This is a genomic window from Ligilactobacillus hayakitensis DSM 18933 = JCM 14209, from assembly GCF_000615845.1.
In the GTDB taxonomy this organism is placed as follows: Bacteria; Bacillota; Bacilli; order Lactobacillales; family Lactobacillaceae; genus Ligilactobacillus; species Ligilactobacillus hayakitensis.
This window is the reverse complement of the sequence record NZ_BAML01000006.1, coordinates 49,442-72,209: the sequence shown is the minus strand read 5'-3', so window position 1 is coordinate 72,209 and position 22,768 is coordinate 49,442. Positions and strand designations below refer to the sequence as shown.

The following is a 22,768-nucleotide window of genomic DNA, read 5'->3' as shown; positions in this document are numbered from 1 at the left end:
AAAAATCACAGGCGTGGTAACTGTGGAAAAACTATATAAAATATAGTAATATTAATTTGTATTATAAAGATTGAGAGGTAAATTTGAATATATGGCGAATTATTATTATTCAGAAAATCCTGATGTTGAAAGTAAGCAACGAGTTTGGGAGTTTGAATTATTAGGAAATAATTTTAAATTTACTACGGATAATGGAGTTTTTTCAAAATCAACAGTTGACTTTGGATCGCGGGTATTAATCGATGCAGTTCAAAGTGAATATGATTTATCCACAGCTAAAATTTTAGATGTTGGGTGTGGATATGGTCCGATTGGGTTATCATTTGCTAAAAAAAATCCACAAGCAAGGGTTACTATGGTAGATGTAAATGAAATTGCAATGGATTTAGCACGGACTAATGCACAAAATAATCACATTGAAAATGTGGAAATATTTGCTTCAAACCAATATCAAAATGTAACCGCAACAGATTATAATTTTGTGATTACAAATCCTCCAATCCGTGCAGGAAAAGATGTTGTTCATGGAATTTTATCAGGAGCCAAAGACCATTTGAAAATTGGGGGTAAATTAATCGCTGTAATTCAAAAGAAACAAGGAGCTCCATCTGCTGAAAAGAAAATGAATGAAGTTTTTGGTAATTGTAAAATTATTACTAAGAAAAAAGGTTATTTCATTTTAAGTAGTGTAAAGGAAAGTTAAGGAAAATGGAATTTACACAAACACAAAAAGAATATTTTATGAAAGAAGCTATTTTTGAAGCAAATCGCGCTAAAACAATGGGAGAAGTCCCAATTGGATGCGTGGTTGTCGATAAGCAAGGGAAAATTATTGGGCGCGGGCATAACTTGCGAGAACACAGTCAAGATGCCACGATGCATGCGGAAATGTTAGCCATTCAAGAAGCTAATGAGATGTTAAAAAGTTGGCGCCTAGTAGATGCAAGTTTATTTGTAACGCTTGAACCTTGTCCAATGTGCGCCGGAGCAATAATTAATTCGCGGATAAAAAATGTTTATTTTGGTGCCCATGATCCCAAAGCAGGGGTAACCGGAACGTTGATGAATTTGGTGACTGATTCACGTTTTAATCACCAAGCTAATGTAGAAGCCGGAATTTTAGAACAGCATTGTGCTCAATTATTGACGAGCTTTTTTAGGGAAATTCGAAAGAAGCGCAAGAAAAATAGAAAAAAAGAGATAAAAGACTAGATTTTTTTACAAAAATAAGGTAATATAAAAGTTGCCGTAAGGCCTTAAGACAATGTTGTCTTTACGAATCGTGTCAGGTCCGGAAGGAAGCAGCACTAAGTATTGTACGCATGTGTCTTAAGTTATTATGTAATTAAACTCCCGGTCTTGGTGAATTTTGACCGGGAGATTTTTTTTTAAAATTAAAAGAATGGAGGAAAATCATGAGTTATCAAGCATTGTATCGGGTTTGGCGACCTCAAAAATTTGATGATTTAGTCGGACAAGAAATGGTCGTTAAGACATTGAAAAATGCAATTGCAACAAAGCAAACATCGCATGCATATTTATTCTGTGGCCCTCGTGGAACTGGTAAGACTTCCGCAGCGAAAATTTTTGCTAAAGCAATTAACTGCAAAAATCAAGTTGATGGTGAACCATGTAACCAATGTGAAATTTGTACTGCGATTACAGAAGGTCGCTTAAATGACGTGATCGAAATCGATGCCGCCTCAAATAATGGGGTTGAAGAAATTCGTGATATCCGTGATAAAGTTAAATATGCACCAACGCAAGCTGAATATAAAGTATATATTATTGATGAAGTGCATATGTTATCAACGGGAGCGTTTAATGCTTTATTGAAAACTCTTGAAGAGCCTCCTGCAAATGTTGTTTTTATTTTAGCGACAACAGAGCCTCACAAAATTCCGGCTACAATTATTTCAAGAACGCAACGCTTTGATTTCAAGCGAATTACTTCTAAAACAATCATTGCAAGAATGAAATTCATTTTAGACGAAAAGCAAGTTGAATATGATGAAAAAGCCCTTAAAGTTATTGCGTATGCGGCTGAAGGTGGAATGCGGGATGCGTTAAGTATATTAGATCAAACTATTTCATTTGGGGATAATGATGTAACTGTAGATAATGCTTTATTAGTTACGGGCAGTGTGACACAAGAAAACATTATTAAATATCTCCAAGAAGTTGTGAATCGAAATACCAAAGATGCTTTGGAAACAATTCATGAAATCATTGAATCTGGAAAAGATGCTAATCGATTAATTGAAGATTTGATTAACTATAGTCGTAATATTTTATTATATAAACAATCGCCTGAAAGTTTAAATGAACTTCCCACAGAAGAGTTTAAGAATTTAAGTGAACAGGTATCAAGTCAGCAGTTATATCAAATTATTGATGAGTTAAATCAGCAACAAGAAAATATGCGGTTTAGCTCACATCAATCAATCTATTTAGAAGTGTTAACAGTTAAATTAACGCAACAGACTCAAACTGAAACTAAGCAGGTGGCATCAACGGTTGATAATACTGAAGTTGAAATGTTGATGCGTCAGGTAAAGCAATTACAACAACAAGTTTCAGGTTTGAAAAAAGAACTTCAAACTAATAGAACTCAAGTGTCAAATATACCGGCACGTCAGGGTTCTTCAGCTTCAGTTGCAAGAAAAAATGCGCAACGAGAAGTTAGTGTTAATATCGCAAAAGTTGTAGGCGTACTAAATAATGCAACACGCGCTGCATTGGATAATTTTAAACAAAATTGGCCTGATTTAATGCAAATGCTAAGTATTTCTCAAAGAGCAATTATGCATGTGTCGCAACCAGTTGCGGCAAGTGAGGATGCGGTGGTTGTTAGTTTTGAATATGATTATTTGTGTCAAAAGGCAATGGAAGATCAACAATTAGTCGATACCATTGAAAATGGTTTAGATAGATTAACTGGAAAAGTTCCAGAATTAGTCTTTATTCCGGCAAGTAAATGGCCTAAAATTAGGCAAGATTATTTAAGTCAAAGAAAAAATCAGCCCGTAACTAAACCGGCGGCTGAAGAACCGGTAATTCAAGAAGAGTCTAGTGAAAACGAGATAAATGTGGCGCAAAAAGCCCAAGAATTATTTGGAAATGAAATCGTAGAAATAAAAAATGATTAAAAGGTAGGTAATATAATTATGATGCGTGGAATGAATATGCAAGGAATGCTTAAGCAAATGCAAAAACTTCAAAAAAATATGAAAGCTGATCAAGACAAGTTAAATGAAACAGTTTTTGAAGGGCACAGTGCCAACGATATAGTTGTGGTTAAATTTACAGGTGACCGTAAAATGACTGATATTTCAATTAAAGAAGAAGCAGTTGATCCAGATGACGTTGATATGCTTCAAGATTTAGTTATCATGGCAGTTAATGATGCGATGGATAAAATTAATGAAGAAACTCAAAGAACAATGGGTAAATATTCACAAAACATCCCTGGATTCTAAGCGAAAGAAGGTAGGCTATTGTGCAATATCCAGAACCAATAGCTAAATTAATAGATAGTTACATGAAACTTCCTGGAATCGGAAGTAAGACGGCTACACGCTTAGCTTTTTTTACAATTGATATGCAAGATGATGATGTTACACAGTTCGCAAAGGCATTAATTGCCGCCAAAAAAGATCTGCATTATTGTAGCGTCTGTGGAAATATCACTGAAACAGATCCATGTATGGTTTGTACGGACAAAACTAGAGATAATAGTCAAGTAATTGTCGTAGAGCAGCCTAAAGATGTAATGTCATTGGAAAGAATGCATGAATATCACGGCTTATATCATGTCTTACATGGGGTTTTATCACCAATTGAGGGTAAAGGACCAGAAGATATTAACATCACTTCATTAGTAAAAAGATTGCAGCAAAATGAACAAATTAAAGAGGTAATTATTGCAACAAATGCTACTCCAGAAGGAGAAGCCACGGCTATGTATTTGTCTCGTTTAATTAAGCCTGCGCAAATTAAAGTTACTAGACTTGCCCATGGGCTAGCGGTTGGTAGTGATATTGAATATGCTGACGAAATGACGTTATTCAAAGCAATTGAAGGGCGTCAAGAAATTTAGGAGGCTGGAGTTTTGTTTGGATTAAAGAGAAAAAAACTCAGAAATGAGTATGATGATGAACTATTATATTCAATCGATTTAGCAAAAAAAGATTGGGATAGTGCCAAACAGACAGAACAAGCTGTTTTTGAAGTAGATGAAGAATTGGTAGCTGAAACTCAATTGGCGAAAGCTAAGTACCAATTTTTATATCGAGAAGCTAAGCTAAGAAATGTGCGTGGACATATTCAAGCTTCAGTAATTGATCATTAATTTTAGTAATAAACAAAATTAATAAAAACGGGGCTGATGAATCTTTTCGTACAGCCCCTATTTTATATTTGTAATAATTAAAAAAACTTAAATGATGTTAGTTAGACAACATTCTTAGAATAAAGTAAAATTAAAGTAGAAACATGAACGGAGGGGTAACGTGGACGGTAAATTTATCACATTGGAAGGAATTGATGGATCAGGGAAAACAACGATCCTCAATAAAATAATTGAGACCCTTGAAAAAAATGGATACGCTGATCAACTAGTGGTGACACGTGAACCAGGAGGAGATAAAATTTCTGAAAATATTCGTAATATTATTTTAGACAACGAGTATACAGAAATGGATCCACGAACAGAAGCCCTTTTGTATGCTGCTTCGAGAAGACAACATTTAGTCGATATTATTTTACCAGCATTAAAAGCAGGAAAAATAGTGATTTGCGATCGTTTTGTGGATAGTTCAATTGCTTACCAAGGTGTTGGTAGAAAAATTGGGATTCAAGGAATTAAGGATATCAATAATTTTGCTACTGATTATTTACAACCAAATATGACTTTATATTTTGATGTTACACCAGAAATATCGAAGCAAAGGGTCGCTTTACGTGAACGTAAAAAAGATCGTTTAGATCAAGAAAATGACGATTTTTATGCTAAGGTATATGATGGTTATGCTGATTTAGTTAAAGAAAATCCGCAAAGGATAAAAGTTATTGATGCGACGCAAAGTGTGGATGAAGTTTTTAAGGAAACAATGGCTGAATTAAATGAATTCTTAGTTAGGGAATAGATTAATGGAAGCAAAGATAGAACAAACACAAAAGTTATTAACGAGTCATTTTTCTAAGTTAATTAAAGAAAACATGTTAGCTCACGCATATCTTTTGTCTGGACCAGCTGGAACGGGAAAAACAGCATTAGCACTGTGGATAGCTCAAGTCGTTTTTTGTCGAAATCCACAAGACTCAAAACCTTGTCAACAATGTGATGAATGTTTGAGGATTAAGGATGGAAATCATCCCGATGTAGTGGTGGTTGAACCGGAAGGGATGTCAATTAAAGTTGATCAAATTCGATATTTAAAATCAGAATTTTCTAAAAGTGGTGTTGAAAGTCGACAAAAAATTTTTATTATAAAAGGTGCTCATAAAATGACAATGAGCGCTGCCAATAGTCTGTTGAAATTTTTGGAAGAACCTGCAGGCCAAGTGACGGCTTTCTTATTAACAGATGAGCCTAATAAATTATTGCCAACAATTATTTCTCGTTGCCAATTATTTGAGCTTAGTGAGTTAACTAAAAATCAATTGGTTGCTCAATTAGTTGAAAAAGGGTTTTCAACAAAAATTGGTAATGTCTTAGCTGCATTAACCAGCAGTGTGAATGAAGCGACTGCAATTAGTGAAAAAGAGAACTTTGAGAAACTTCTTTCAGTACTAGAATCATGGAGTAATAAAGTAATTGCAAAAGATGATATTGCGTTTGTCTTTATTCAGTCACGACTATTGCCTTTAGTTAAAACTAAAGAAGAACAAGAGTTGGTTGTGAAATTAGTTATTTTACTAATGAGAGATTTAATGCTTGTAAAATTTGATGAACAAAACGAAGTTATTTTTAATACAAATTTAAAGTTATATCAAGAAAAAATGTTGATATTTACAACCAGACAAGTAGTAGACGCTTTAGAATTGTGTTTAGGAATACCTAAAAAAGTCGAAAGAAATATTTCATTTCAAAATGTCATGGAAACTACTACTTTAAGATTGCTAGATATCTTTAGTTAAGGAGGGGTTAGATTGGATAAACGCGAATTGTTTAATAGTTTTGAGAATTTAACTGATAAAACTAAAAATATGGTGACGCAAATTGCTGAATTAGAAACGGCAGTCAATCAAATTTTGGAAAAAAATGTTGAGTTAGAAATTGAGAATCAACATTTACGTGCACGATTAAAAGAATTAGAACCTAAATCTAAGAATACAAAAATGGGTACAGGACTTTCAAAATCAAGAAAAAATTTAGAAAAATTATACGAAGAAGGATTTCATGTCTGCAACGAAGAAGATATGTTTGGAACGCGTCGCTTCAATGATGAACCATGTGTTTTTTGTCAAGATGTGATTTATGGAGATAGACACTAATGGTAATTTCAAAAATGAGTAGTTTTAAAGGTGCCAAACAAACAGGAAGTTTATTTTTAGTACCAACTCCGATTGGTAATTTGAATGATATGACACCTAGAGCAATTACAACCATGCAAGAAGTTGATTTGATTGCGGCAGAAGATACAAGAAATACCCAAAAATTATTGAATTACTTTGAAATTGATACACGCCAAATCAGTTTTCATGAGCATAATACAATGCAACGAATTCCACAATTGATCGAAATGTTGCAGGAAGGAAAAAATATTGCTCAGGTTAGTGATGCAGGGATGCCATCAATTAGCGATCCTGGGCACGAATTAGTAAAAGCATGTATTGAAAATGAGATTCCGGTTGTGCCACTTCCTGGACCTAATGCAGCTTTAAGTGCATTAATAGCTTCAGGTTTGACGCCGCAACCATTTTATTTCTATGGATTTTTACCACGTAAAAGTACAGAAAGAAAAAAAGAAATTGAAAAATTAGGTGAACTGCAAGCAACCTTTATACTGTATGAATCACCACATAGATTGAAAAAAACAATCAAGGATATGCTTGAGGTATTAGGTGATCGAAAGGTAACATTAGGTCGCGAGTTAACTAAACAATATGAAGAATTCTTACGTGGAACTTTATCAGAAGCAATGGAGTATGCTGAAAATGACGAAGTACGTGGTGAATTTGTTGTCGTGGTTGAAGGTAAAAATCAAGCAGATAATTTACAAACATCTCAAGAATTTGATGAAGGTAATATAGTATCAGAAGTACAAGTTTTAATTGATAATGGCTTAAAACCTAATAAAGCAATCAAAGAAATTGCAAACAAGTATAATTTAAAGAAACAAGAAGTATATAATAAATATCATCAACTCGACTAAATAGATTGGAGAAACATCGGTGGGAAAAGTTTTTGCATATAATCATAAAATAACAAGTAATGAAACTGATGTAACACAAAAAATTAATATTGGCAAAATGGTTGATTTAATGATGTTAGCATCTGAAAAACAAGGAAATGAACTTGGAGTAGGAGAAAAAAAGGTAAATGAATTAGGGTACGGTTGGGTTGTTACGCAACATTTAATTAATATTATTGATTTGCCTCAAATTAACCAAGAAATAAAAATTTGGACAAAAGCAGATTCATACAATAAGTATTTTACTTATCGGAAATTTGGAATTGAAGATATGGATGGTAATGAATTAGTTACAATGGAAACTATTTTTGTGTTGATGGATTTTAAAAATCGTAAAATCAGCTCTTTGATTCCGGAATTAATTGATCCATACGAAGCAAAAGAAAGTAAAAAACTAAAACGTTTTCCAACTGTTCCTAAAGAAATGCAAGTCCAACAACGTAAGGAATATACTGTTCGTTTTATGGATATTGATTCCAATAAACATGTTAATAATGCCCATTATTTTGATTGGATGTTAGATTCATTGGATTATGATTTCTTAACTACAAATGATTTAAAGAAAATTAATATTCAGTATAAAAATGAAGTACGTTATGGTCAAAAAGTTGAAAGCGAAATGCAATTGGTTATAGATGATAATCAAAAATTTAGTTTACATCGGATTCAAAATGGTGAAAATATTTCATGTATAGCCCAATGTTTTTGGAAATGATGTAATAATATCATACCCTTATCTTGTAGCAAAGTAATTTACATGCTATCATAAAAAACAGTTAGTTAGATTTTAAAGGAGAGAAATGGGTTATGAATCAAGCCAAAACAAAAGTTTCCTTGCTAAATTTAGTTCCACGATTTGAAAATGAAACCGTTGCTGCTTCAATTCAACGTGCAGCCGATTTAGCAAAATTTGTTGAAGAATTAGGATATGAAAGATATTGGGTAGGAGAACATCATAATATCAAAGTATTAGTATGCTCAGCGACAGAACTTGTTATTCAAAATATACTCGCACAAACAAAGACAATTTCTGTTGGATCAGGTGGAGTTTTACTTCCTAATCATACAAATTTACAAATCGCCGAAGGTTACGGAACCTTAGCTTCACTATACCCTAATCGTGTTGAATTAGGAGTTGGACGTGCAGCAGGAACTGATGTATTAACTAAAGAGTTAATTTATCGTCAAAACATTAGTGATTTACGTAGTTATGAAGCAAGTATTAAAGAATTAGAACAATATTTTGCAGATGATGAGGATCAAGACCAAGTTAGGGCGTTTAATGCAATTGACACTAACGTACCTGTTTTTGTTTTAGGTGGCTCAGTTAATTCGGCACGAATTGCTGCTAAATTAGGCTTACCTTATGCTTTTGCAAGTCATGTTAATTATGAAAATATGGAAGAAGTTATCGATGTTTATCGTAATGAATTTAAACCATCAGATAAATTAGATAAACCATACGTTATTTTGGCATTGACAGCGTTTATTTTTGAAGACAATGAAAAAGCTGATCAAATCGCAAAAGAAACAATTGGTAAGTTAAAAGGTGTTGCATTAGAAAAAGCCAAATTATATCCTCACCATGATGATGAAAATCCAACAGATATCTCTAGTGCTGAAAAGCTCTTTACTGGAGAAAAGGGTTTGAAAATAATTGGTGGCCCAAGTCAGGCTTTGAAACAATGGCTAGAAATTAAAGAATTAATTCATCCTGATGAAGTTATGGCATCTACACCATTGCAATCGATGGATGATTTAAAAGAATCATATCGTATTTTTAAAGATATTATTGAAAATAATTAATGATGCATTTGAGGACTTATGGAAAATTGAATTTTGCATAGGTCCTTATTTTTATTTAATATGTTAAAATAAAATGGTATGAATAAAGTTTGAAAATAAAATTGGAGTAAAAAATAATGAAAATACTAGCAATGGATACGTCTAATAGTACATTGTCAGTTGCAGTTTTAGATGATGATAAATTATTAGCACAAGCAACGACAAATGTTTCAAGAAATCATAGTACGACTTTAATGCCGGTGATTGAATCGGTTATTAAACAAGCTAAATTGACAATTCACGAGATTGATCGAATTGCAGTTGCTAAAGGTCCAGGATCATATACGGGACTCAGAATTGCCGCTACTACAGCTAAAGTACTTGCAAGTACTTTAAAAATTGAATTAGTTGGGATTTCAAGTTTAAAATTATTAGCCGCTAATATTACAGATACAAATAGAATTATCATCTATGTTTGATGCAAGACGAGATAATGTTTTTGCGGGGGCATATCAATGGGGGAAAAATGGTTTAGTAAATTATATGGAAGATCAACACATTTCAATTCAAGAACTTGCAGAACGTTTCCAAAATGAAAAAGTTATTTTGGTTGCTTCAGATGCTACTGAATTATATGAAAATACTGCAGCACAAATGAACAAAACGGATGTGAAGTTTGCAAGTAAAAAAGATAGCTATCCTAGTGCATACGTATTAGGATTAATGGCCAAAGATGAAGAAACTGTTGATATTGATAGTTTTATTCCGAGTTATTTACGCCTTACACAAGCTGAAACTCAATGGTTAGAAAAATATGATAGTGAAAGAATAGAATATGTTAAAAAGTTTAATGACAAACTTTAAATATTATTTTAATTTCTATATTCAAGATAAAACATATCGCTCAAGAAAATTTCGCCCAGATATTGAGATAAGGCAGGCTACGATTGCTGATGTTGACCAAATATTTTCAATCCAAAAGGCAGCGTTTGGGTATGCTCCGTGGATGAGAAATATTTTTATTAGGGAAATTAATGCCAAAAAAAGTTCATTATATCTATGTGTTGTCAATAAAGGACAGGTTATAGGATTCATAGGAATTAATTTTTATCTTTTCAAAAAAGAATGTCATATTACTAATTTAGCAATCCATCCCACATATCAAAAGCAAAAGTTAGCTACGCAATTAATGAAAGAAATTATTTCATATTGCCAATTTAATAATTTAAAAAAAATAACATTAGAAGTTAGTACGAAAAATTTAAGGGCACAAAATTTATATTATAAACTTGGATTTAAAGATCAAAAATTGATGCGATCGTATTATCAAGAAACCGGCGATGATGCGATTTTGATGAGTCGAGATTTAGTAAATAAGGTGGATTAGAATGGAAAAAAAAGAAACTATAATATTAGCATTTGAATCAAGTTGTGACGAGACGAGTGTTGCGGTTGTTAAAAATGGAAATGAAATTTTATCTAATATCGTAGCGACTCAAATAAAAAGTCACCAACGTTTTGGAGGAGTTGTTCCAGAAGTAGCTTCAAGACATCATATTGAGCAAATTAATTATTGTATTGAAGATGCAATGAAAGAAGCACAAGTTACGTTTGAAGATATTTCCGCAGTTGCAGTTACATTTGGACCTGGTTTAGTAGGGGCATTATTAGTTGGGGTAGCAGCTGCAAAGGCAATTGCATTTGCCCATAACTTGCCCTTGATACCAGTTAATCACATGGCAGGACATATCTATGCAGCAAATTTTGCCAGTGAAATCAAATTTCCTGCGCTAGCACTTCTTGTTTCTGGTGGACACACTGAATTAGTCTATATGCCAAAGGAAAATGTTTTTCAAATTATTGGGGAAACAAGAGATGATGCTGCAGGAGAAGCATTTGATAAGGTTGGTCGAGTAATGGGGATGAAATATCCAGCAGGAAAAGAAATTGACCAATTAGCTGCAAGCGGAAAAGATACGTTTAATTTCCCAAGAGCGATGGAAAAAGAGGACAATTACGATTTTAGTTTTAGCGGACTAAAGAGTGCATTTATTAATACCGTGCATCATGCTAGTCAAGTTGGAGAAGAATTAAATAAAGCTGATTTGGCAGCTAGTTTTGAACAAAGTGTAGTTGATGTTTTGAGTGCTAAAACAAAAAAAGCTCTACAAAACTTTAATGTTAAGCAATTAATTTTGGCTGGTGGAGTTGCTGCCAACCAAGGATTACGTAAGCAATTAGATATTGATTTAGCAGAATTTGATAATATCGAACTAGTAAAAGCGCCGTTAAATCTTTGTGGTGATAACGCTGCAATGATTGGAGCAGCAGGATATGTTGGGTATAAGCATCAAAACTTTGCTGATATGTCTTTGAATGCTGAACCAAGTTTAGAATTTGATTGGATTAATGAATAAAAAGTTAAAAAACAGATAACAATAAAAGCCTTAAGAAATTAACGTTCAATAACCGTAATTTCTTAAGGCTTTTTAGTTTCATATTTATTCAGATATTTCTTCTAATTCAAGACTAAGTTCAGTCCAAGTTTCTTCAGCTTCATTTAATAATTTTTTAACTTGATCAAGCTCTGATTGGAGTGCTTGCATTTTTTCAAGATCATTGAAGTTTTCAGGCAGCGTCATTGCTTGCTCAATACTATCTTTTTGGTCAGAAAATTTCATCATTTCTTCTTCAGCTTGATTAACTTGACGTTCTAATTTACGAACTTTTTTTTGCATTTCCTTGCTTTGCTTGTAGTCAAGTTGCTTTTGAGATAATTTATTAGTATTTTCTGGAATTGAAGGTTGGTTTTCTAATTCTTGAGCTTGTTTGATTGCTTCAAGTTCTTCTTTTTTTTCAATGTAGTAATCGTAATTCCCAAGGTATAAATTACTTCCTTGTGGTGTTAATTCTAAAACAGTATCAGCTACTTTGTTAATAAAGTAACGGTCATGAGAGACGAAAAGAACGGTTCCAGTAAATGTATTAATGGCATTTTCTAAGACCTCTCGACTATCAATATCTAAGTGGTTAGTAGGTTCATCAAGAATTAAGAAGTTATCTTCTTGTAAGGCTAATTTAGTTAATAATAAGCGGGCTTTTTCCCCACCAGATAAATTATGCACTACTTTTTGGACATCATCTCCAACAAAAAGAAAGCTTCCCAAAATAGAGCGGACATCAACTTCGGGCATATTTGGATGTTCATCCCAAATCTCATTTAAAACGGTTTTATTGCTATGAAGATTTTGTTGTCCTTGGTCATAGTAACCAGTTTGGACATTTGAACCAAAGTTTGATTCTCCTTTGATAAAAGGAATTTGTCCTAAAACACTCTTTAATAAGGTTGACTTGCCAATCCCGTTTGGTCCGACAACTGCCATAACATGATGTTTTCTCAAATCAATGTTAATTGGACTAGAGATGATATGGTTTTCATAACCAATCGCAGCGTCATTAACGCTCAAAACAATATTGCCACTTTCAGATGCTGATTTAAAAGTGAAATGAGGGCCTTTTTCTTCCCCTTCAGGACGTTCGATGCGCTCAATTTTTTCTAATTGTTTGCGTTTACTTTGAGCGCGCTTTGAAGTTGAAGCCCGAACAAGGTTTTTATTAACAAAATCTTCAAGTTTGTTGATTTGTACTTGCTGCTTTTCATATTCTTTCCATTGCGTTCTTAAGCGACTAGCTTTTTGATCAATATAATCTGAATAATTTCCTTTAAAGTAGTTCGATTTGTGATGACTAATTTCATAAACTTCATTTACAATTCTATCTAAGAAATAGCGATCGTGAGACACGATTAAAAGGGCACCCTTATATCCTTGAATATAATTTTCTAACCATGATAGTGTTGCAATATCGAGGTGATTAGTGGGTTCGTCAAGCACGAGTAAATCACGTTTTTCTAAAAGAAGTTTAGCTAACGTTAAACGAGTTTTTTGACCACCGGATAAATCATTAACATTTTTATCATAAAATTCTTCTGGGAATTGAAAACCGTTTAAAACAGCTTTAACTTCATTTTCATAGCCGTAACCATTTTGTTCACGAAAATCATGTTGAAGTTGATCGTATTGATTTAATAATTGCGTATATTTTTCAGAATCTTGCGCAGTTTCAGGATTAGAAATTAATTCCTCGAGGTGATGCATCTTAATTTCCATTTGCTTTAATGGTTCGAAAACATCAAGCATTTCTTGAAGAACAGTTTTATCGGATTCAAAATTTGCGGTTTGGGCAAGATAACCAATTGTTAAATCTTTTTTGGTAACAATTTGGCCTTGATCTGGAGAAGTTTCGCCAATAATCATCTTAAGTAAAGTTGACTTACCTGCACCATTACGACCAACTAATGCAATTCTGGAGTTATCTTTGATATCTAAATTTACATTAGAAAAAAGCACGTCAGAACCGAAGACACGTGCAACTTGTTGAGCTTGTAATAAGAGCATAACTGTTCCTTTCTTTATTTTGATTTAGTGTGTTTAATATATATTATTATAAAGGTGAGAAGTCTGTCCGTCAAAAAGCTAGATATTGTCTTACTATAAATTGATATGGTAAAATAAGACTGGATATTTTATGAGAAGAGAGGCAAGAAATGGTAGAATTTCAAATTCCACAGGCAACAGCCAAAAGACTTTCAATCTATTATCGCTATCTTCAACTTTTATTAGACTCAGGCAAAGATCGCGTATCATCAACCGAATTATCGGAAGCTGTTAAAGTTGATTCTGCTACGATTCGCCGTGATTTTTCTTATTTTGGAGCGCTTGGAAAAAGAGGATATGGATATGATGTTCGAAACCTATTAGAATTTTTTTCCAAACAATTAAACCAAGACCGCTTAACAAATGTTGCCCTTATTGGTGTAGGGAATTTAGGGCATGCATTATTAAAATTTAATTTTCATCAAAGTAATCATGTGAGAATAAGTGCTGCGTTTGATGTTAATCAAGACATTACGGGGACAATTCAAAATGGGATTCCGGTTTATCCAATGGAAGACATGAAAGAGCAATTAAAGCTACAACAAATAGAAATTGTTATCTTAGCAGTTCCAGCAAACGTCGCGCAAAAGGTAACTGATGAAATTGTAGAAGTAGGCGTACGGGGAATTCTTAATTTTACGCCATTAAGGGTTACTGTTCCAACTGACGTACGTGTTCAAAATGTTGATTTAACTAATGAAATGGAAACATTAATTTATTTCCTTGATCATTTTGGAAATAAATAAAAAAGAAGTTCAAGAAATTGAAGGTAATTTCTTGAACTTCTTTTTTATAGAGCAAATGCCAATATTACGATATTCATCCCAATATGAGCGAATATAGGAGCCAAAATAGACTGTGTTTTATGATAGGTAAAGCATAAAATAAGACCTAAAACAAAATAAATAATAAAATGTCCGTCATGATGTGCGAAGCTAAATAGCAAACTTGAAAAAGCAGCCGCCAAGTTAGGAGAGATAAAATCAGACATGTTTCCAAATAATACTTTGCGAAAAACGAGTTCTTCCAAGACTGGTGCAGTAAAAATTATTCCAATGATATAAAAAGGATACTTACGAGAAATTTCTAAAAGTAAATTAGTATTTTCAGAAAAGCCGCTAAGATGGAAGAGATGAATTTCAATCCACTTAAAGATAATTTGAGCGATTAACAGACTAACAAATGCGAGAATACTTCCTAAAAATAACCTATTGAAGGAAATAACACTTGTTTCTTGACTGTTTTGATAAGCAATTTTGTAATTAATTAAAATAAATAAGCCAAGACTTAAGATATTAAAAAAAGTTTGGGTTGTAAAAGCAATTGATGGATTAGATATTCGTGATAAAAGTGGCATGACTAATCCATAAATAAGATAACTGCTTAAAATGAAAAGTGAATTTTTTTGAGTCAAGAAAATTCCCCCTTTATGACTATAATAGTTAATTTTATCATAAGTTAATTATGAGATAAATTAATGCTTAGATTAGAGCAAGGTTAAAAGCTTGCATTTTTATTTTAATCCGTTTATAGTAAGTAGTGTAAGTTAGCACTCTAGATTGATGAGTGCTAAATTTAGAGATGGAGGTACAAATTAATGATTAAACCACTAGATAATCATGTTGTATTAAAAGTAGAAAAGCAAAATCAAGAAGAAAAGCAGGTTGGCGGAATTTACTTAGCAGGAGCTAAGGAAGAAAAGCCAATACAGCAGAAGTACTTGCTGTGGGACCAGGTAGAGTTTTAGAAAATGGTAACCGTGTAGCTCCAGAAGTAGAAGTTGGACAAAAGGTTTTATTTGATAAATATGCAGGTAGCGAAGTGGAATTAGACAATCAAAAGTATCTAGTAGTACGTGATACAGATTTAATTGCAGTAATTGATTAGTTGAGGTGAATGTAAATTATGGTTAAAGAAATTAGATTTTCAGAAGATGCACGTTCAAAAATGTTAAAAGGTGTTGATAAATTAGCTAATACAGTTAAATCAACAATTGGTCCTAAAGGCCGTAACGTTGTATTAGAAGAATCATTTGGATCACCAACAATAACAAATGACGGGGTTACAATTGCAAAAGCTATTGAATTAGAAGATCATTTTGAAAATATGGGGGCAAAGTTAGTTTCAGAAGTTGCCTCAAAAACTAATGATATTGCAGGTGATGGAACAACAACTGCAACAGTATTAACCCAAGCAATTGTTAATGAAGGAATGAAAAACGTAACGGCTGGTGCTAACCCTGTTGGAATTCGTCGTGGGATTGAATTAGCAACAAAAGCAGCGGTTGATGAATTACATGCTATGTCGCATAAAGTTGAATCAAAAAGTGATATTGCTCAAGTTGCATCAATCTCATCAGCAAATCCTGAAGTAGGGAATTTAATTGCTGATGCCATGGAAAAAGTTGGTAATGATGGGGTAATTACAATTGAAGAATCAAAAGGAATTGATACTTCATTAGATGTTGTTGAAGGGATGCAATTTGATCGTGGATACCTTTCACAATACATGGTAACAGATACAGATAAGATGGAAGCTGATTTAGATAATCCATATATTTTATTAACTGATAAGAAGATTTCAAATATTCAAGAAGTCTTACCATTGTTACAATCAATTGTCCAACAAGGACGTCCACTATTAATTATTGCAGATGATATTGATGGTGAAGCTTTACCAACATTAGTTTTAAATAAAATTCGTGGAACCTTTAATGTTGTTGCTGTTAAAGCGCCAGGATTTGGTGATCGCCGTAAAGCAATGCTTGAAGATATTGCAATTTTAACTGGAGCAACTGTAATCACTGATGATTTAGGGTTACAACTTAAAGATACAACCCTTGAACAATTAGGTTCTGCCGGAAAAATTACTGTAACAAAAGAAAGCACAACAATTGTTGAAGGTGCAGGTTCTAAAGATTTAATTGCTGAACGTGTTGAACAATTGAAACGTCAAATTGCAGAAACAACATCAGATTTTGATCGCGAAAAATTACAAGAACGTTTGGCTAAATTATCAGGTGGTGTTGCCGTAATCAAAGTCGGAGCTGCAACTGAAACGGAATTAAAAGAACGTAAATATCGAATTGAAGATGCTTTAAACGCTACACGTGCTGCAGTTGAAGAAGGATTTGTCCCAGGTGGTGGTACAGCTTTAGTAAACGTGATTGATAAGGTAGCAGCATTAGAAGAAAAAGGCGATGTTCAAACAGGAATTAACATTGTTAAGCGTGCTTTAGAAGAACCGGTTCGTCAAATTGCAGAAAATGCGGGACTTGAAGGTTCAGTAATCGTTGAAAAGCTTAAGGAACAAGAACCAGGAATCGGATTTAACGCTGCAACTGATGAATGGGTTGATATGGTTAAAGCTGGAATTGTTGATCCTACTAAAGTTACACGTTCAGCACTTCAAAATGCTGCAAGTGTATCAGCTTTATTATTAACAACAGAAGCTGTTGTAGCAGATAAACCAGAACCTAAAGAAGACGACATTCAACCTGCCGGTCCTGGAATGGGAATGATGTAATTTTCTAGTCATATTAGTTATTTAAGAAGTTGGAGAATAATTAAGGATAGCTTAATTATCTCCAACTTTTTAATTTTGAGAGCATTATTTGAAAAATACTGAATAAAAGGGTTTAAAATGTCTTTTAAATATTGGTAATGAAAAAATGTTAAGATAAGTGCTTGAAACTTTATTGAAAATATGATTTTATATAATTTGTATCGAATCTGTAATGAGGAGAAAATATTAATATAGATTAAGGGGATCATAGATTATGTATCGTTATTTTAAACGACTTTTACTTGGTCAACCGCTTAAAACAAATGAAGAAGGCGAGCAAGCTTTAACAAAATTCAAAGCATTAGCCTTACTTTCATCTGACGCATTGTCATCAGTGGCATATGGGACAGAACAGATTACAACAGCGTTAATTGCTTTATCTGCCGCTGCTACATGGTATGCCCTTCCTGCTGCTGGAATTGTTTTAATTTTATTATTTGCGATTACTTTATCATATCGACAAATTATCAACGCGTACCCATCTGGTGGTGGGGCATACGTTGTTGCAACAAAAAATTGGGGAACTGGTGCTGGATTAGTTGCCGGGGGCTCATTACTTGTTGATTATATGCTGACAGTTGCGGTATCTGTAACAGCTGGGACTGAAGCGATTACTTCAGCAATTCCATCATTAAGCGCACATAGTGTCGGGATTTCAATTTTAATTGTTCTTTTCATTATGACTTTGAATTTGCGGGGAATGCGCGAGTCAGCTTCATTTTTAACCGTTCCAGTTTACTTCTTCGTGATAATGATTATTGCGTTAGTTATCTGGGGTGTTATTAACATCTTGTCTGGCAATATCGAGTATACTGCAGCTGCTAAAGTTGGATCATATGTTCCAGGAATGACAGTTGTATTATTCCTTAAGGCATTTTCAGCTGGTTCATCTTCATTAACAGGTGTGGAAGCAATCAGTAATGCGGTACCTAATTTTAAGGAACCTAAAAAAAGAAATGCAGCTAACACATTAGCAATAATGTCATTAATTTTAGCAATCTTCTTTGCTGGAATTACTTTTTTAAGTTACTATATTGGTGTGTTACCAAATGAACACCAAACTGTATTATCTCAGATTGGTGAAGCTGTATTTGGAAAAGGAATTTTTTATTACTTACTTCAATTATCAACTGCAATGATTTTAGCGGTTGCTGCTAATACAGGTTTTTCAGCTTTTCCAATTTTGGCATATAATTTAGCTAAAGATAAATTTATGCCACATATGTTTATGGATAAAGGTGATCGTCTAGGTTACTCTAATGGGATTATTTCGCTTGCTATTGGCGCAATCGTATTGATTTTTATTTTTAAAGGACAAACTAACTTATTAATTCCGTTATATGCGGTTGGAGTTTTTGTTCCGTTTACATTATCGCAATCAGGGATGATTGTTCACTGGTTAAGAGAAAGAGGAAAGAATTGGGTGTTAAATGCCGCAGTTAACTTACTCGGGGCTTTAATATCATTAGCACTAGTTATTTTCTTATTCTGGTTACATTTTGATAATGTTTGGCCATACCTCGTAATCATGCCAGTCTTATTATTTGGCTTTTATAAGATTCATGATCACTATGTTAAGATTGCTGCTCAATTACGTTTGGGTGTGGAAGTTGATACTCATAAATATGAAGGTTCAACAGTTATTGTTTTAGTTAGTTCTGTAACTCATGTTACTGAAGGTGCTATAAATTATGCTCGTTCAATTGGGGATTATGTCATTGCAATGCACGTATCTTTTGATACAAATCCGAAAAAAGAACATGAAACTGCTAAGGAATTTAAACAAGCGTTTCCTGATGTGCGTTTTGTAGATTTACATTCATCATATCGTTCTGTTTCAGTTCCGGTTGTTCGTTTTTGTGATGTAATTGCTAAGAACGCTGCTGAGAGAAATAGTTCAGTGACAGTTTTAGTACCGCAATTCGTGCCAAAGAAACCATGGCAAAACATCTTGCATAACCAAACTGCTTTAAGATTACGGACGGCATTAAATACAAGAGAAAATATCATTGTTTCAACATATAATTACCACTTGAAGAAATAATGATTTTATGAGATTAAAAAGAGTTGGAGTTCCAACTCTTTTTTAGTTTTAAAAGTCTCGTGGAAGTAATGACGGACAAAGTGAAATATGTTAATATATGAATTAATATATATTTTCAAGATGAATGTGAAATTTACTAGAAAAAGAGGACTAGTTATGTATGGGATTATAGCTACGTTATTTGTGACGATGCTTCTTTCAGTGATATTAACCCCATTTGTACGACTAATGGCTTTTAAGTGTGGGGCGGTTGATAATCCAAATGCCCGACGAGTTAATCAAGTAGTCATGCCGACAATGGGTGGATTAGCTATTTTCTTAGCTTTTAATTTAACGAATATATTTTTATTATATAAGCAATATAATCCGGAGCAATTTTGGGCATTATTATTAGCCAGATTATTATTATAGCTACCGGGATAATTGATGATATTTTTGAATTGACACCTAAAAGAAAAATTTTGGGAATTTTACTTGGTGCTTTAGTAATATTTTTTGTTGCCAAAATTAAAATGACCACGTTGACCTTACCTTTTATAGGGATGGTAAAGTTGGGATGGATGAGTTTTCCAATCACAATTATATGGATATTAGCAATCACGAACGCGGTTAATTTAATTGATGGATTAGATGGATTAGCCACAGGCGTATCGATAATTGCAATTTCAACGAGTGCGATAACAGGATTTTTCTTTTTAAATACTACAAGCATTTATATTTCAATAATGATGTTTAATCTTGTATTTGCTTTACTTGGATTTCTGCCATATAATTTCAATCCTGCCAAAATTTATTTAGGTGATACGGGATCGCTGTTTATTGGATTTATGATTTCGGTGTTTTCATTATATGGTTTAAAAAATGCCACGTTCATCAGTATAATTATCCCTGTGATTATTTTAGGGGTTCCGATAACAGATACATTTTTTGCTATTTTGAGACGTTTTTTAAATAATGTTCCGATTTCACAAGCAGATAAGCATCACTTGCACCACCAGTTGATGCAAATGGGACTTTCACATCGGCAAACAGTTTTAGTGATTTATGGAATTGCTTTGATATTCTCAATGATTTCTTTGTTATACCCAATTTCAAGTTTACTAGGATCATTATTGTTGACTATTGCGACTTTATTTGGATTAGAAATTTTCGTTGAACAAATTGGTTTGATGGGACCTAATCGGACGCCGTTGTTAGATTTTATTAAAAAAGTCGTTTTATTTACTGAAGAAAATGATGTAATTAATAAAAAAAATAAAAAATAATTCCTTTCTTGACGTATTTTATACGTGAAGGGAGGAATTTTTTGTTAGCTACGAAATATTATGGACGTTTGGTGTTAAAAAGCGATGTTCCAAAAGAAATATTAGACAATAATCCATTTGAAGAAATGGAAGCAATTTGTATAAAAAATGGTAAGATATTATGTAATCGATGTGGACAAATAACAAATAAAAATCAAGGGTACCTACCTAATAATAACTATTACTGTCCTAAATGTATTATCTTAGGGAGAATGTCAACTCTGCAAAAATTAGTCTATCTTCCTAATATGAAAGAAAAATTTACATTACCCAATGAAGTTCTAACTTGGAAGGGAAATTTATCAAAATATCAACAAAAGTGTTCCCAAGAATTGCAAACGGCAATTGAAAAAAGACAACGTTTTTTGCTTTGGGCAGTTACCGGAGCTGGAAAAACAGAAATGCTTTTTAAGCCGCTTGAAAGAGGGATTAAAGCGGGGTTACGCATTGCAATTGCTTCGCCGCGAGTTGATGTGTGTAATGAGTTATTTCCGCGAATCGATGCAGCATTTAAACATGTCTCTAAAATCTTGTTACATGGTAGGACAGATGTAAAGTATGAATATACGCAAATTGTTGTATGCACAACGCATCAATTATTAAATTTTAAGGCCGCGTTTGATATTTTAATTATTGATGAAGTTGATTCTTTTCCTTATGTTAATGACAATGGCTTAAAATTTGCAGCACAAAAAGCAATTAAAGATAATGGAGCATTAATTTATTTAACTGCGACGCCTAGTCATGAATTATCGCAGCAAATAAAAAGAAACCAACTAATAACGAGCTATTTGCCGTTAAGATTTCACCAAAATCCATTACCAGAAATTAAATTATTATTCAGTAATAATTGGTGGCAAGAAATAAGTGAAAAAAAGCAATTGAATCGCAAGGTGATTAAAATTTTAAAACAGTGGGTTCAAAGTGAAAATCAATTTTTAATTTTTGTTCCTCATGTAAGTATGCTTGAAGCAGTTTTTCAAGTAATTCAAGAAAATTTGCCTGCAAATATAAAAGGACAAACAGTTCATGCCCAAGATCCACTGCGTATTGAAAAAGTTCAAATGATGCGTGATAAAGAAATCCGATATTTGATAACGACAACAATTTTAGAACGAGGGGTAACTTTTCCAAAAATTGATTTAATAGTACTAGGCGCGGATAATGAAGTGTTTTCAATATCGTCATTAGTACAGATTGCAGGAAGAGTGGGGCGAAGTTTAGACCGACCTAAAGGAGACGTTTATTTTATGTGTGATAACTATACTAAGACGGTTCATAAAGCCAAACAGCAGATAATTTTTTTAAATCGGAAAGCAAAGAAGATGTTAGCAAATGAATAATTGTATACTTTGCCACAGAAAATTATTTCAAAAAATTGAAAGTCAATGGTTATTCTCCTTAAAACCCTTATCAAAAGCGACGATTTGTGAAGAATGTGAACAAACTTTCGTTACATTTGAAAATGAAGAAATTTGCGAAGCTGTGGACGCCTAGAAAAACAAAAATGGTGTCAAGATTGTTTACGTTGGAAAGAAAAAGGATATCTTTCATTGCATAATCGCGCGATATTTGTATATCAAAATGAAGCTATGAAAGATTATTTTCAAAAATATAAATTTATGGGGGATTATTATATGCGAAATGTATGGCAAGCAAAATTTAGCCAATATATTCGAAAAAATTATCCACCCAAAAAATGGAGATATATTCCAATTCCGGTCTCTCAAGCAACGATGCAAACTAGGGGATTCAATCAAGTTGAAGGTTTAATTAAAGGATTGAAATTAGATCATGATTTGATAGTTGCCCAACAATCGAAGCAAGTTCAATCACAAAAAAATCGAAAACAACGCATGGAAAATCATCAAATATTTGAATATGTCGGTCCAAAGATAATTAACCAAAAGAATATTTTACTAATTGATGATATCTATACAACCGGTAGAACGTTGTATTTTGCGCAAGAATTAGTTCAGAAACATACTGTTAAAGAGATAAAATCTGTAACTTTAGCACGGTAAAAAAATGTTATAAAAAAAAATATTAAAATTAATAAATTTTTTATTTGATATTTAAAGCGCTTTCTATTATAATAAAAGCAGAAAGAGTGATAAAAGTATAATTTTATACTCTCTCGAAAAGCTGGAAATTTCC

At 33.1% G+C, this 22,768-nt stretch carries 23 protein-coding genes, 1 other RNA gene and 2 pseudogenes; 24 read left to right on the top strand and 2 right to left on the bottom strand.

Annotated features, from left to right (window positions below; all coding sequences use genetic code 11):
• The first annotated feature begins 91 nt into the window (after positions 1-91).
• The 17 genes from JCM14209_RS03025 (at position 92) to tsaD (ending at position 11,620) form a co-directional block, all read left to right on the top strand.
• Entirely contained in the window at positions 92-703 is a 612-nt protein-coding gene (locus tag JCM14209_RS03025; protein ID WP_025022141.1) for a class I SAM-dependent methyltransferase, read from the top strand.
• A 5-nt stretch (positions 704-708) separates the two neighbouring features.
• The gene (tadA, locus tag JCM14209_RS03020; protein WP_025022140.1) at positions 709-1,212 is read left to right on the top strand and encodes a tRNA adenosine(34) deaminase TadA; all 504 of its coding nucleotides are present in this window, start codon (positions 709-711) and stop codon (positions 1,210-1,212) included.
• 41 nt (positions 1,213-1,253) lie between these two features.
• Positions 1,254-1,339, top strand: an RNA gene (gene ffs / locus JCM14209_RS09840) — signal recognition particle sRNA small type.
• Positions 1,340-1,415: 76 nt separating this feature from the next.
• Positions 1,416-3,149, top strand: a complete 1,734-nt coding sequence (dnaX, locus tag JCM14209_RS03015) for a DNA polymerase III subunit gamma/tau (protein WP_025022139.1) — start codon at positions 1,416-1,418, stop codon at positions 3,147-3,149.
• Positions 3,150-3,164: 15 nt separating this feature from the next.
• Positions 3,165-3,479, top strand: coding sequence for a YbaB/EbfC family nucleoid-associated protein (locus tag JCM14209_RS03010; RefSeq protein WP_155830663.1), 315 nt, complete (start codon positions 3,165-3,167; stop codon positions 3,477-3,479).
• Positions 3,480-3,499: 20 nt separating this feature from the next.
• The gene (gene recR / locus JCM14209_RS03005; RefSeq protein WP_025022137.1) at positions 3,500-4,099 is read left to right on the top strand and encodes a recombination mediator RecR; all 600 of its coding nucleotides are present in this window, start codon (positions 3,500-3,502) and stop codon (positions 4,097-4,099) included.
• Between the two features lie 12 nt (positions 4,100-4,111).
• Positions 4,112-4,351 carry a YaaL family protein gene (locus JCM14209_RS03000; protein ID WP_025022136.1) on the top strand — a complete coding sequence of 80 codons (240 nt, stop codon included), beginning with the start codon at positions 4,112-4,114 and terminating at the stop codon, positions 4,349-4,351.
• Between the two features lie 160 nt (positions 4,352-4,511).
• Positions 4,512-5,147 carry a dTMP kinase gene (gene tmk, locus JCM14209_RS02995; protein ID WP_025022135.1) on the top strand — a complete coding sequence of 212 codons (636 nt, stop codon included), beginning with the start codon at positions 4,512-4,514 and terminating at the stop codon, positions 5,145-5,147.
• 4 nt (positions 5,148-5,151) lie between these two features.
• Positions 5,152-6,141 carry a DNA polymerase III subunit delta' gene (holB, locus tag JCM14209_RS02990; RefSeq protein ID WP_025022134.1) on the top strand — a complete coding sequence of 330 codons (990 nt, stop codon included), beginning with the start codon at positions 5,152-5,154 and terminating at the stop codon, positions 6,139-6,141.
• Positions 6,142-6,153: 12 nt separating this feature from the next.
• Positions 6,154-6,498: a DNA replication initiation control protein YabA gene (locus JCM14209_RS02985; protein WP_025022133.1), complete on the top strand. Its 345-nt coding sequence runs from the start codon at positions 6,154-6,156 to the stop codon at positions 6,496-6,498.
• On the top strand, positions 6,498-7,379 hold the full coding sequence (gene rsmI, locus JCM14209_RS02980) for a 16S rRNA (cytidine(1402)-2'-O)-methyltransferase (protein ID WP_025022132.1): 882 nt from the start codon (positions 6,498-6,500) through the stop codon (positions 7,377-7,379). The genes JCM14209_RS02985 and rsmI overlap by 1 nt, the downstream gene beginning before the upstream one ends.
• Before the next feature lie 19 nt (positions 7,380-7,398).
• Positions 7,399-8,133, top strand: coding sequence for an acyl-[acyl-carrier-protein] thioesterase (locus JCM14209_RS02975; RefSeq protein ID WP_025022131.1), 735 nt, complete (start codon positions 7,399-7,401; stop codon positions 8,131-8,133).
• 92 nt (positions 8,134-8,225) lie between these two features.
• Positions 8,226-9,224 carry an MsnO8 family LLM class oxidoreductase gene (locus JCM14209_RS02970; RefSeq protein WP_025022130.1) on the top strand — a complete coding sequence of 333 codons (999 nt, stop codon included), beginning with the start codon at positions 8,226-8,228 and terminating at the stop codon, positions 9,222-9,224.
• 116 nt (positions 9,225-9,340) lie between these two features.
• Entirely contained in the window at positions 9,341-9,682 is a 342-nt protein-coding gene (tsaB, locus tag JCM14209_RS10455) for a tRNA (adenosine(37)-N6)-threonylcarbamoyltransferase complex dimerization subunit type 1 TsaB (protein ID WP_305068802.1), read from the top strand.
• Positions 9,675-10,067 carry a tRNA threonylcarbamoyladenosine biosynthesis protein TsaB gene (locus JCM14209_RS10450; RefSeq protein WP_305068801.1) on the top strand — a complete coding sequence of 131 codons (393 nt, stop codon included), beginning with the start codon at positions 9,675-9,677 and terminating at the stop codon, positions 10,065-10,067. The genes tsaB and JCM14209_RS10450 overlap by 8 nt, the downstream gene beginning before the upstream one ends.
• The gene (rimI, locus tag JCM14209_RS02960; protein ID WP_025022129.1) at positions 10,039-10,590 is read left to right on the top strand and encodes a ribosomal protein S18-alanine N-acetyltransferase; all 552 of its coding nucleotides are present in this window, start codon (positions 10,039-10,041) and stop codon (positions 10,588-10,590) included. Before JCM14209_RS10450 ends, rimI begins: the two co-directional genes overlap by 29 nt.
• 1 nt (position 10,591) lies before the next feature.
• A complete protein-coding gene (gene tsaD / locus JCM14209_RS02955) occupies positions 10,592-11,620 on the top strand; it encodes a tRNA (adenosine(37)-N6)-threonylcarbamoyltransferase complex transferase subunit TsaD (RefSeq protein WP_025022128.1) in 1,029 nt (342 codons plus the stop codon).
• Positions 11,621-11,704: 84 nt separating this feature from the next.
• Here the strand turns inward: tsaD and abc-f are convergent, their stop codons facing one another.
• Positions 11,705-13,660 carry a ribosomal protection-like ABC-F family protein gene (gene abc-f / locus JCM14209_RS02950; RefSeq protein ID WP_025022127.1) on the bottom strand — a complete coding sequence of 652 codons (1,956 nt, stop codon included), beginning with the start codon at positions 13,658-13,660 and terminating at the stop codon, positions 11,705-11,707.
• A 149-nt stretch (positions 13,661-13,809) separates the two neighbouring features.
• Here abc-f and JCM14209_RS02945 point away from each other — a divergent pair, with 149 nt between their 5' ends.
• Positions 13,810-14,445, top strand: coding sequence for a redox-sensing transcriptional repressor Rex (locus JCM14209_RS02945; RefSeq protein ID WP_025022126.1), 636 nt, complete (start codon positions 13,810-13,812; stop codon positions 14,443-14,445).
• A 44-nt stretch (positions 14,446-14,489) separates the two neighbouring features.
• Here JCM14209_RS02945 and JCM14209_RS02940 read toward each other — a convergent pair whose 3' ends face one another.
• Positions 14,490-15,113, bottom strand: coding sequence for a CPBP family intramembrane glutamic endopeptidase (locus tag JCM14209_RS02940; protein WP_025022125.1), 624 nt, complete (start codon positions 15,111-15,113; stop codon positions 14,490-14,492).
• 183 nt (positions 15,114-15,296) lie between these two features.
• Between JCM14209_RS02940 and JCM14209_RS08910 the strand changes: the two are divergent.
• The 6 genes and pseudogenes from JCM14209_RS08910 to JCM14209_RS08900 all read left to right on the top strand — a co-directional run bounded on the left by JCM14209_RS08910 (position 15,297) and on the right by JCM14209_RS08900 (position 22,635).
• Positions 15,297-15,586, top strand: a pseudogene (locus JCM14209_RS08910) (co-chaperone GroES).
• 18 nt (positions 15,587-15,604) lie between these two features.
• The gene (groL, locus tag JCM14209_RS02930; protein ID WP_025022124.1) at positions 15,605-17,224 is read left to right on the top strand and encodes a chaperonin GroEL; all 1,620 of its coding nucleotides are present in this window, start codon (positions 15,605-15,607) and stop codon (positions 17,222-17,224) included.
• A 253-nt stretch (positions 17,225-17,477) separates the two neighbouring features.
• Positions 17,478-19,307 (top strand): potassium transporter KimA, encoded by a 1,830-nt coding sequence (kimA, locus tag JCM14209_RS02925; RefSeq protein ID WP_025022123.1) that lies wholly within the window; start codon positions 17,478-17,480, stop codon positions 19,305-19,307.
• A 156-nt stretch (positions 19,308-19,463) separates the two neighbouring features.
• A pseudogene (locus JCM14209_RS08905) lies at positions 19,464-20,572 on the top strand (glycosyltransferase family 4 protein).
• Positions 20,573-20,613: 41 nt separating this feature from the next.
• On the top strand, positions 20,614-21,954 hold the full coding sequence (locus JCM14209_RS02915) for an ATP-dependent helicase ComFA (RefSeq protein WP_025022122.1): 1,341 nt from the start codon (positions 20,614-20,616) through the stop codon (positions 21,952-21,954).
• 132 nt (positions 21,955-22,086) lie between these two features.
• Positions 22,087-22,635, top strand: coding sequence for a ComF family protein (locus JCM14209_RS08900; RefSeq protein WP_155830662.1), 549 nt, complete (start codon positions 22,087-22,089; stop codon positions 22,633-22,635).
• Positions 22,636-22,768: the final 133 nt, after the last annotated feature.

Bases quoted from the DNA above. Each gene is read 5' to 3' on its own strand.
- JCM14209_RS03025 (WP_025022141.1), top strand. From the start codon at position 92: ATGGCGAATTATTATTATTCAGAAAATCCTGATGTTGAAAGTAAGCAA.
- tadA (WP_025022140.1), top strand. From the start codon at position 709: ATGGAATTTACACAAACACAAAAAGAATATTTTATGAAAGAAGCTATT.
- dnaX (WP_025022139.1), top strand. From the start codon at position 1,416: ATGAGTTATCAAGCATTGTATCGGGTTTGGCGACCTCAAAAATTTGAT.
- holB (WP_025022134.1), top strand. From the start codon at position 5,152: ATGGAAGCAAAGATAGAACAAACACAAAAGTTATTAACGAGTCATTTT.
- rsmI (WP_025022132.1), top strand. From the start codon at position 6,498: ATGGTAATTTCAAAAATGAGTAGTTTTAAAGGTGCCAAACAAACAGGA.
- JCM14209_RS02970 (WP_025022130.1), top strand. From the start codon at position 8,226: ATGAATCAAGCCAAAACAAAAGTTTCCTTGCTAAATTTAGTTCCACGA.
- tsaB (WP_305068802.1), top strand. From the start codon at position 9,341: ATGAAAATACTAGCAATGGATACGTCTAATAGTACATTGTCAGTTGCA.
- JCM14209_RS10450 (WP_305068801.1), top strand. From the start codon at position 9,675: ATGTTTGATGCAAGACGAGATAATGTTTTTGCGGGGGCATATCAATGG.
- rimI (WP_025022129.1), top strand. From the start codon at position 10,039: ATGTTAAAAAGTTTAATGACAAACTTTAAATATTATTTTAATTTCTAT.
- tsaD (WP_025022128.1), top strand. From the start codon at position 10,592: ATGGAAAAAAAAGAAACTATAATATTAGCATTTGAATCAAGTTGTGAC.
- abc-f (WP_025022127.1), bottom strand. From the start codon at position 13,660: ATGCTCTTATTACAAGCTCAACAAGTTGCACGTGTCTTCGGTTCTGAC.
- JCM14209_RS02945 (WP_025022126.1), top strand. From the start codon at position 13,810: ATGGTAGAATTTCAAATTCCACAGGCAACAGCCAAAAGACTTTCAATC.
- groL (WP_025022124.1), top strand. From the start codon at position 15,605: ATGGTTAAAGAAATTAGATTTTCAGAAGATGCACGTTCAAAAATGTTA.
- kimA (WP_025022123.1), top strand. From the start codon at position 17,478: ATGTATCGTTATTTTAAACGACTTTTACTTGGTCAACCGCTTAAAACA.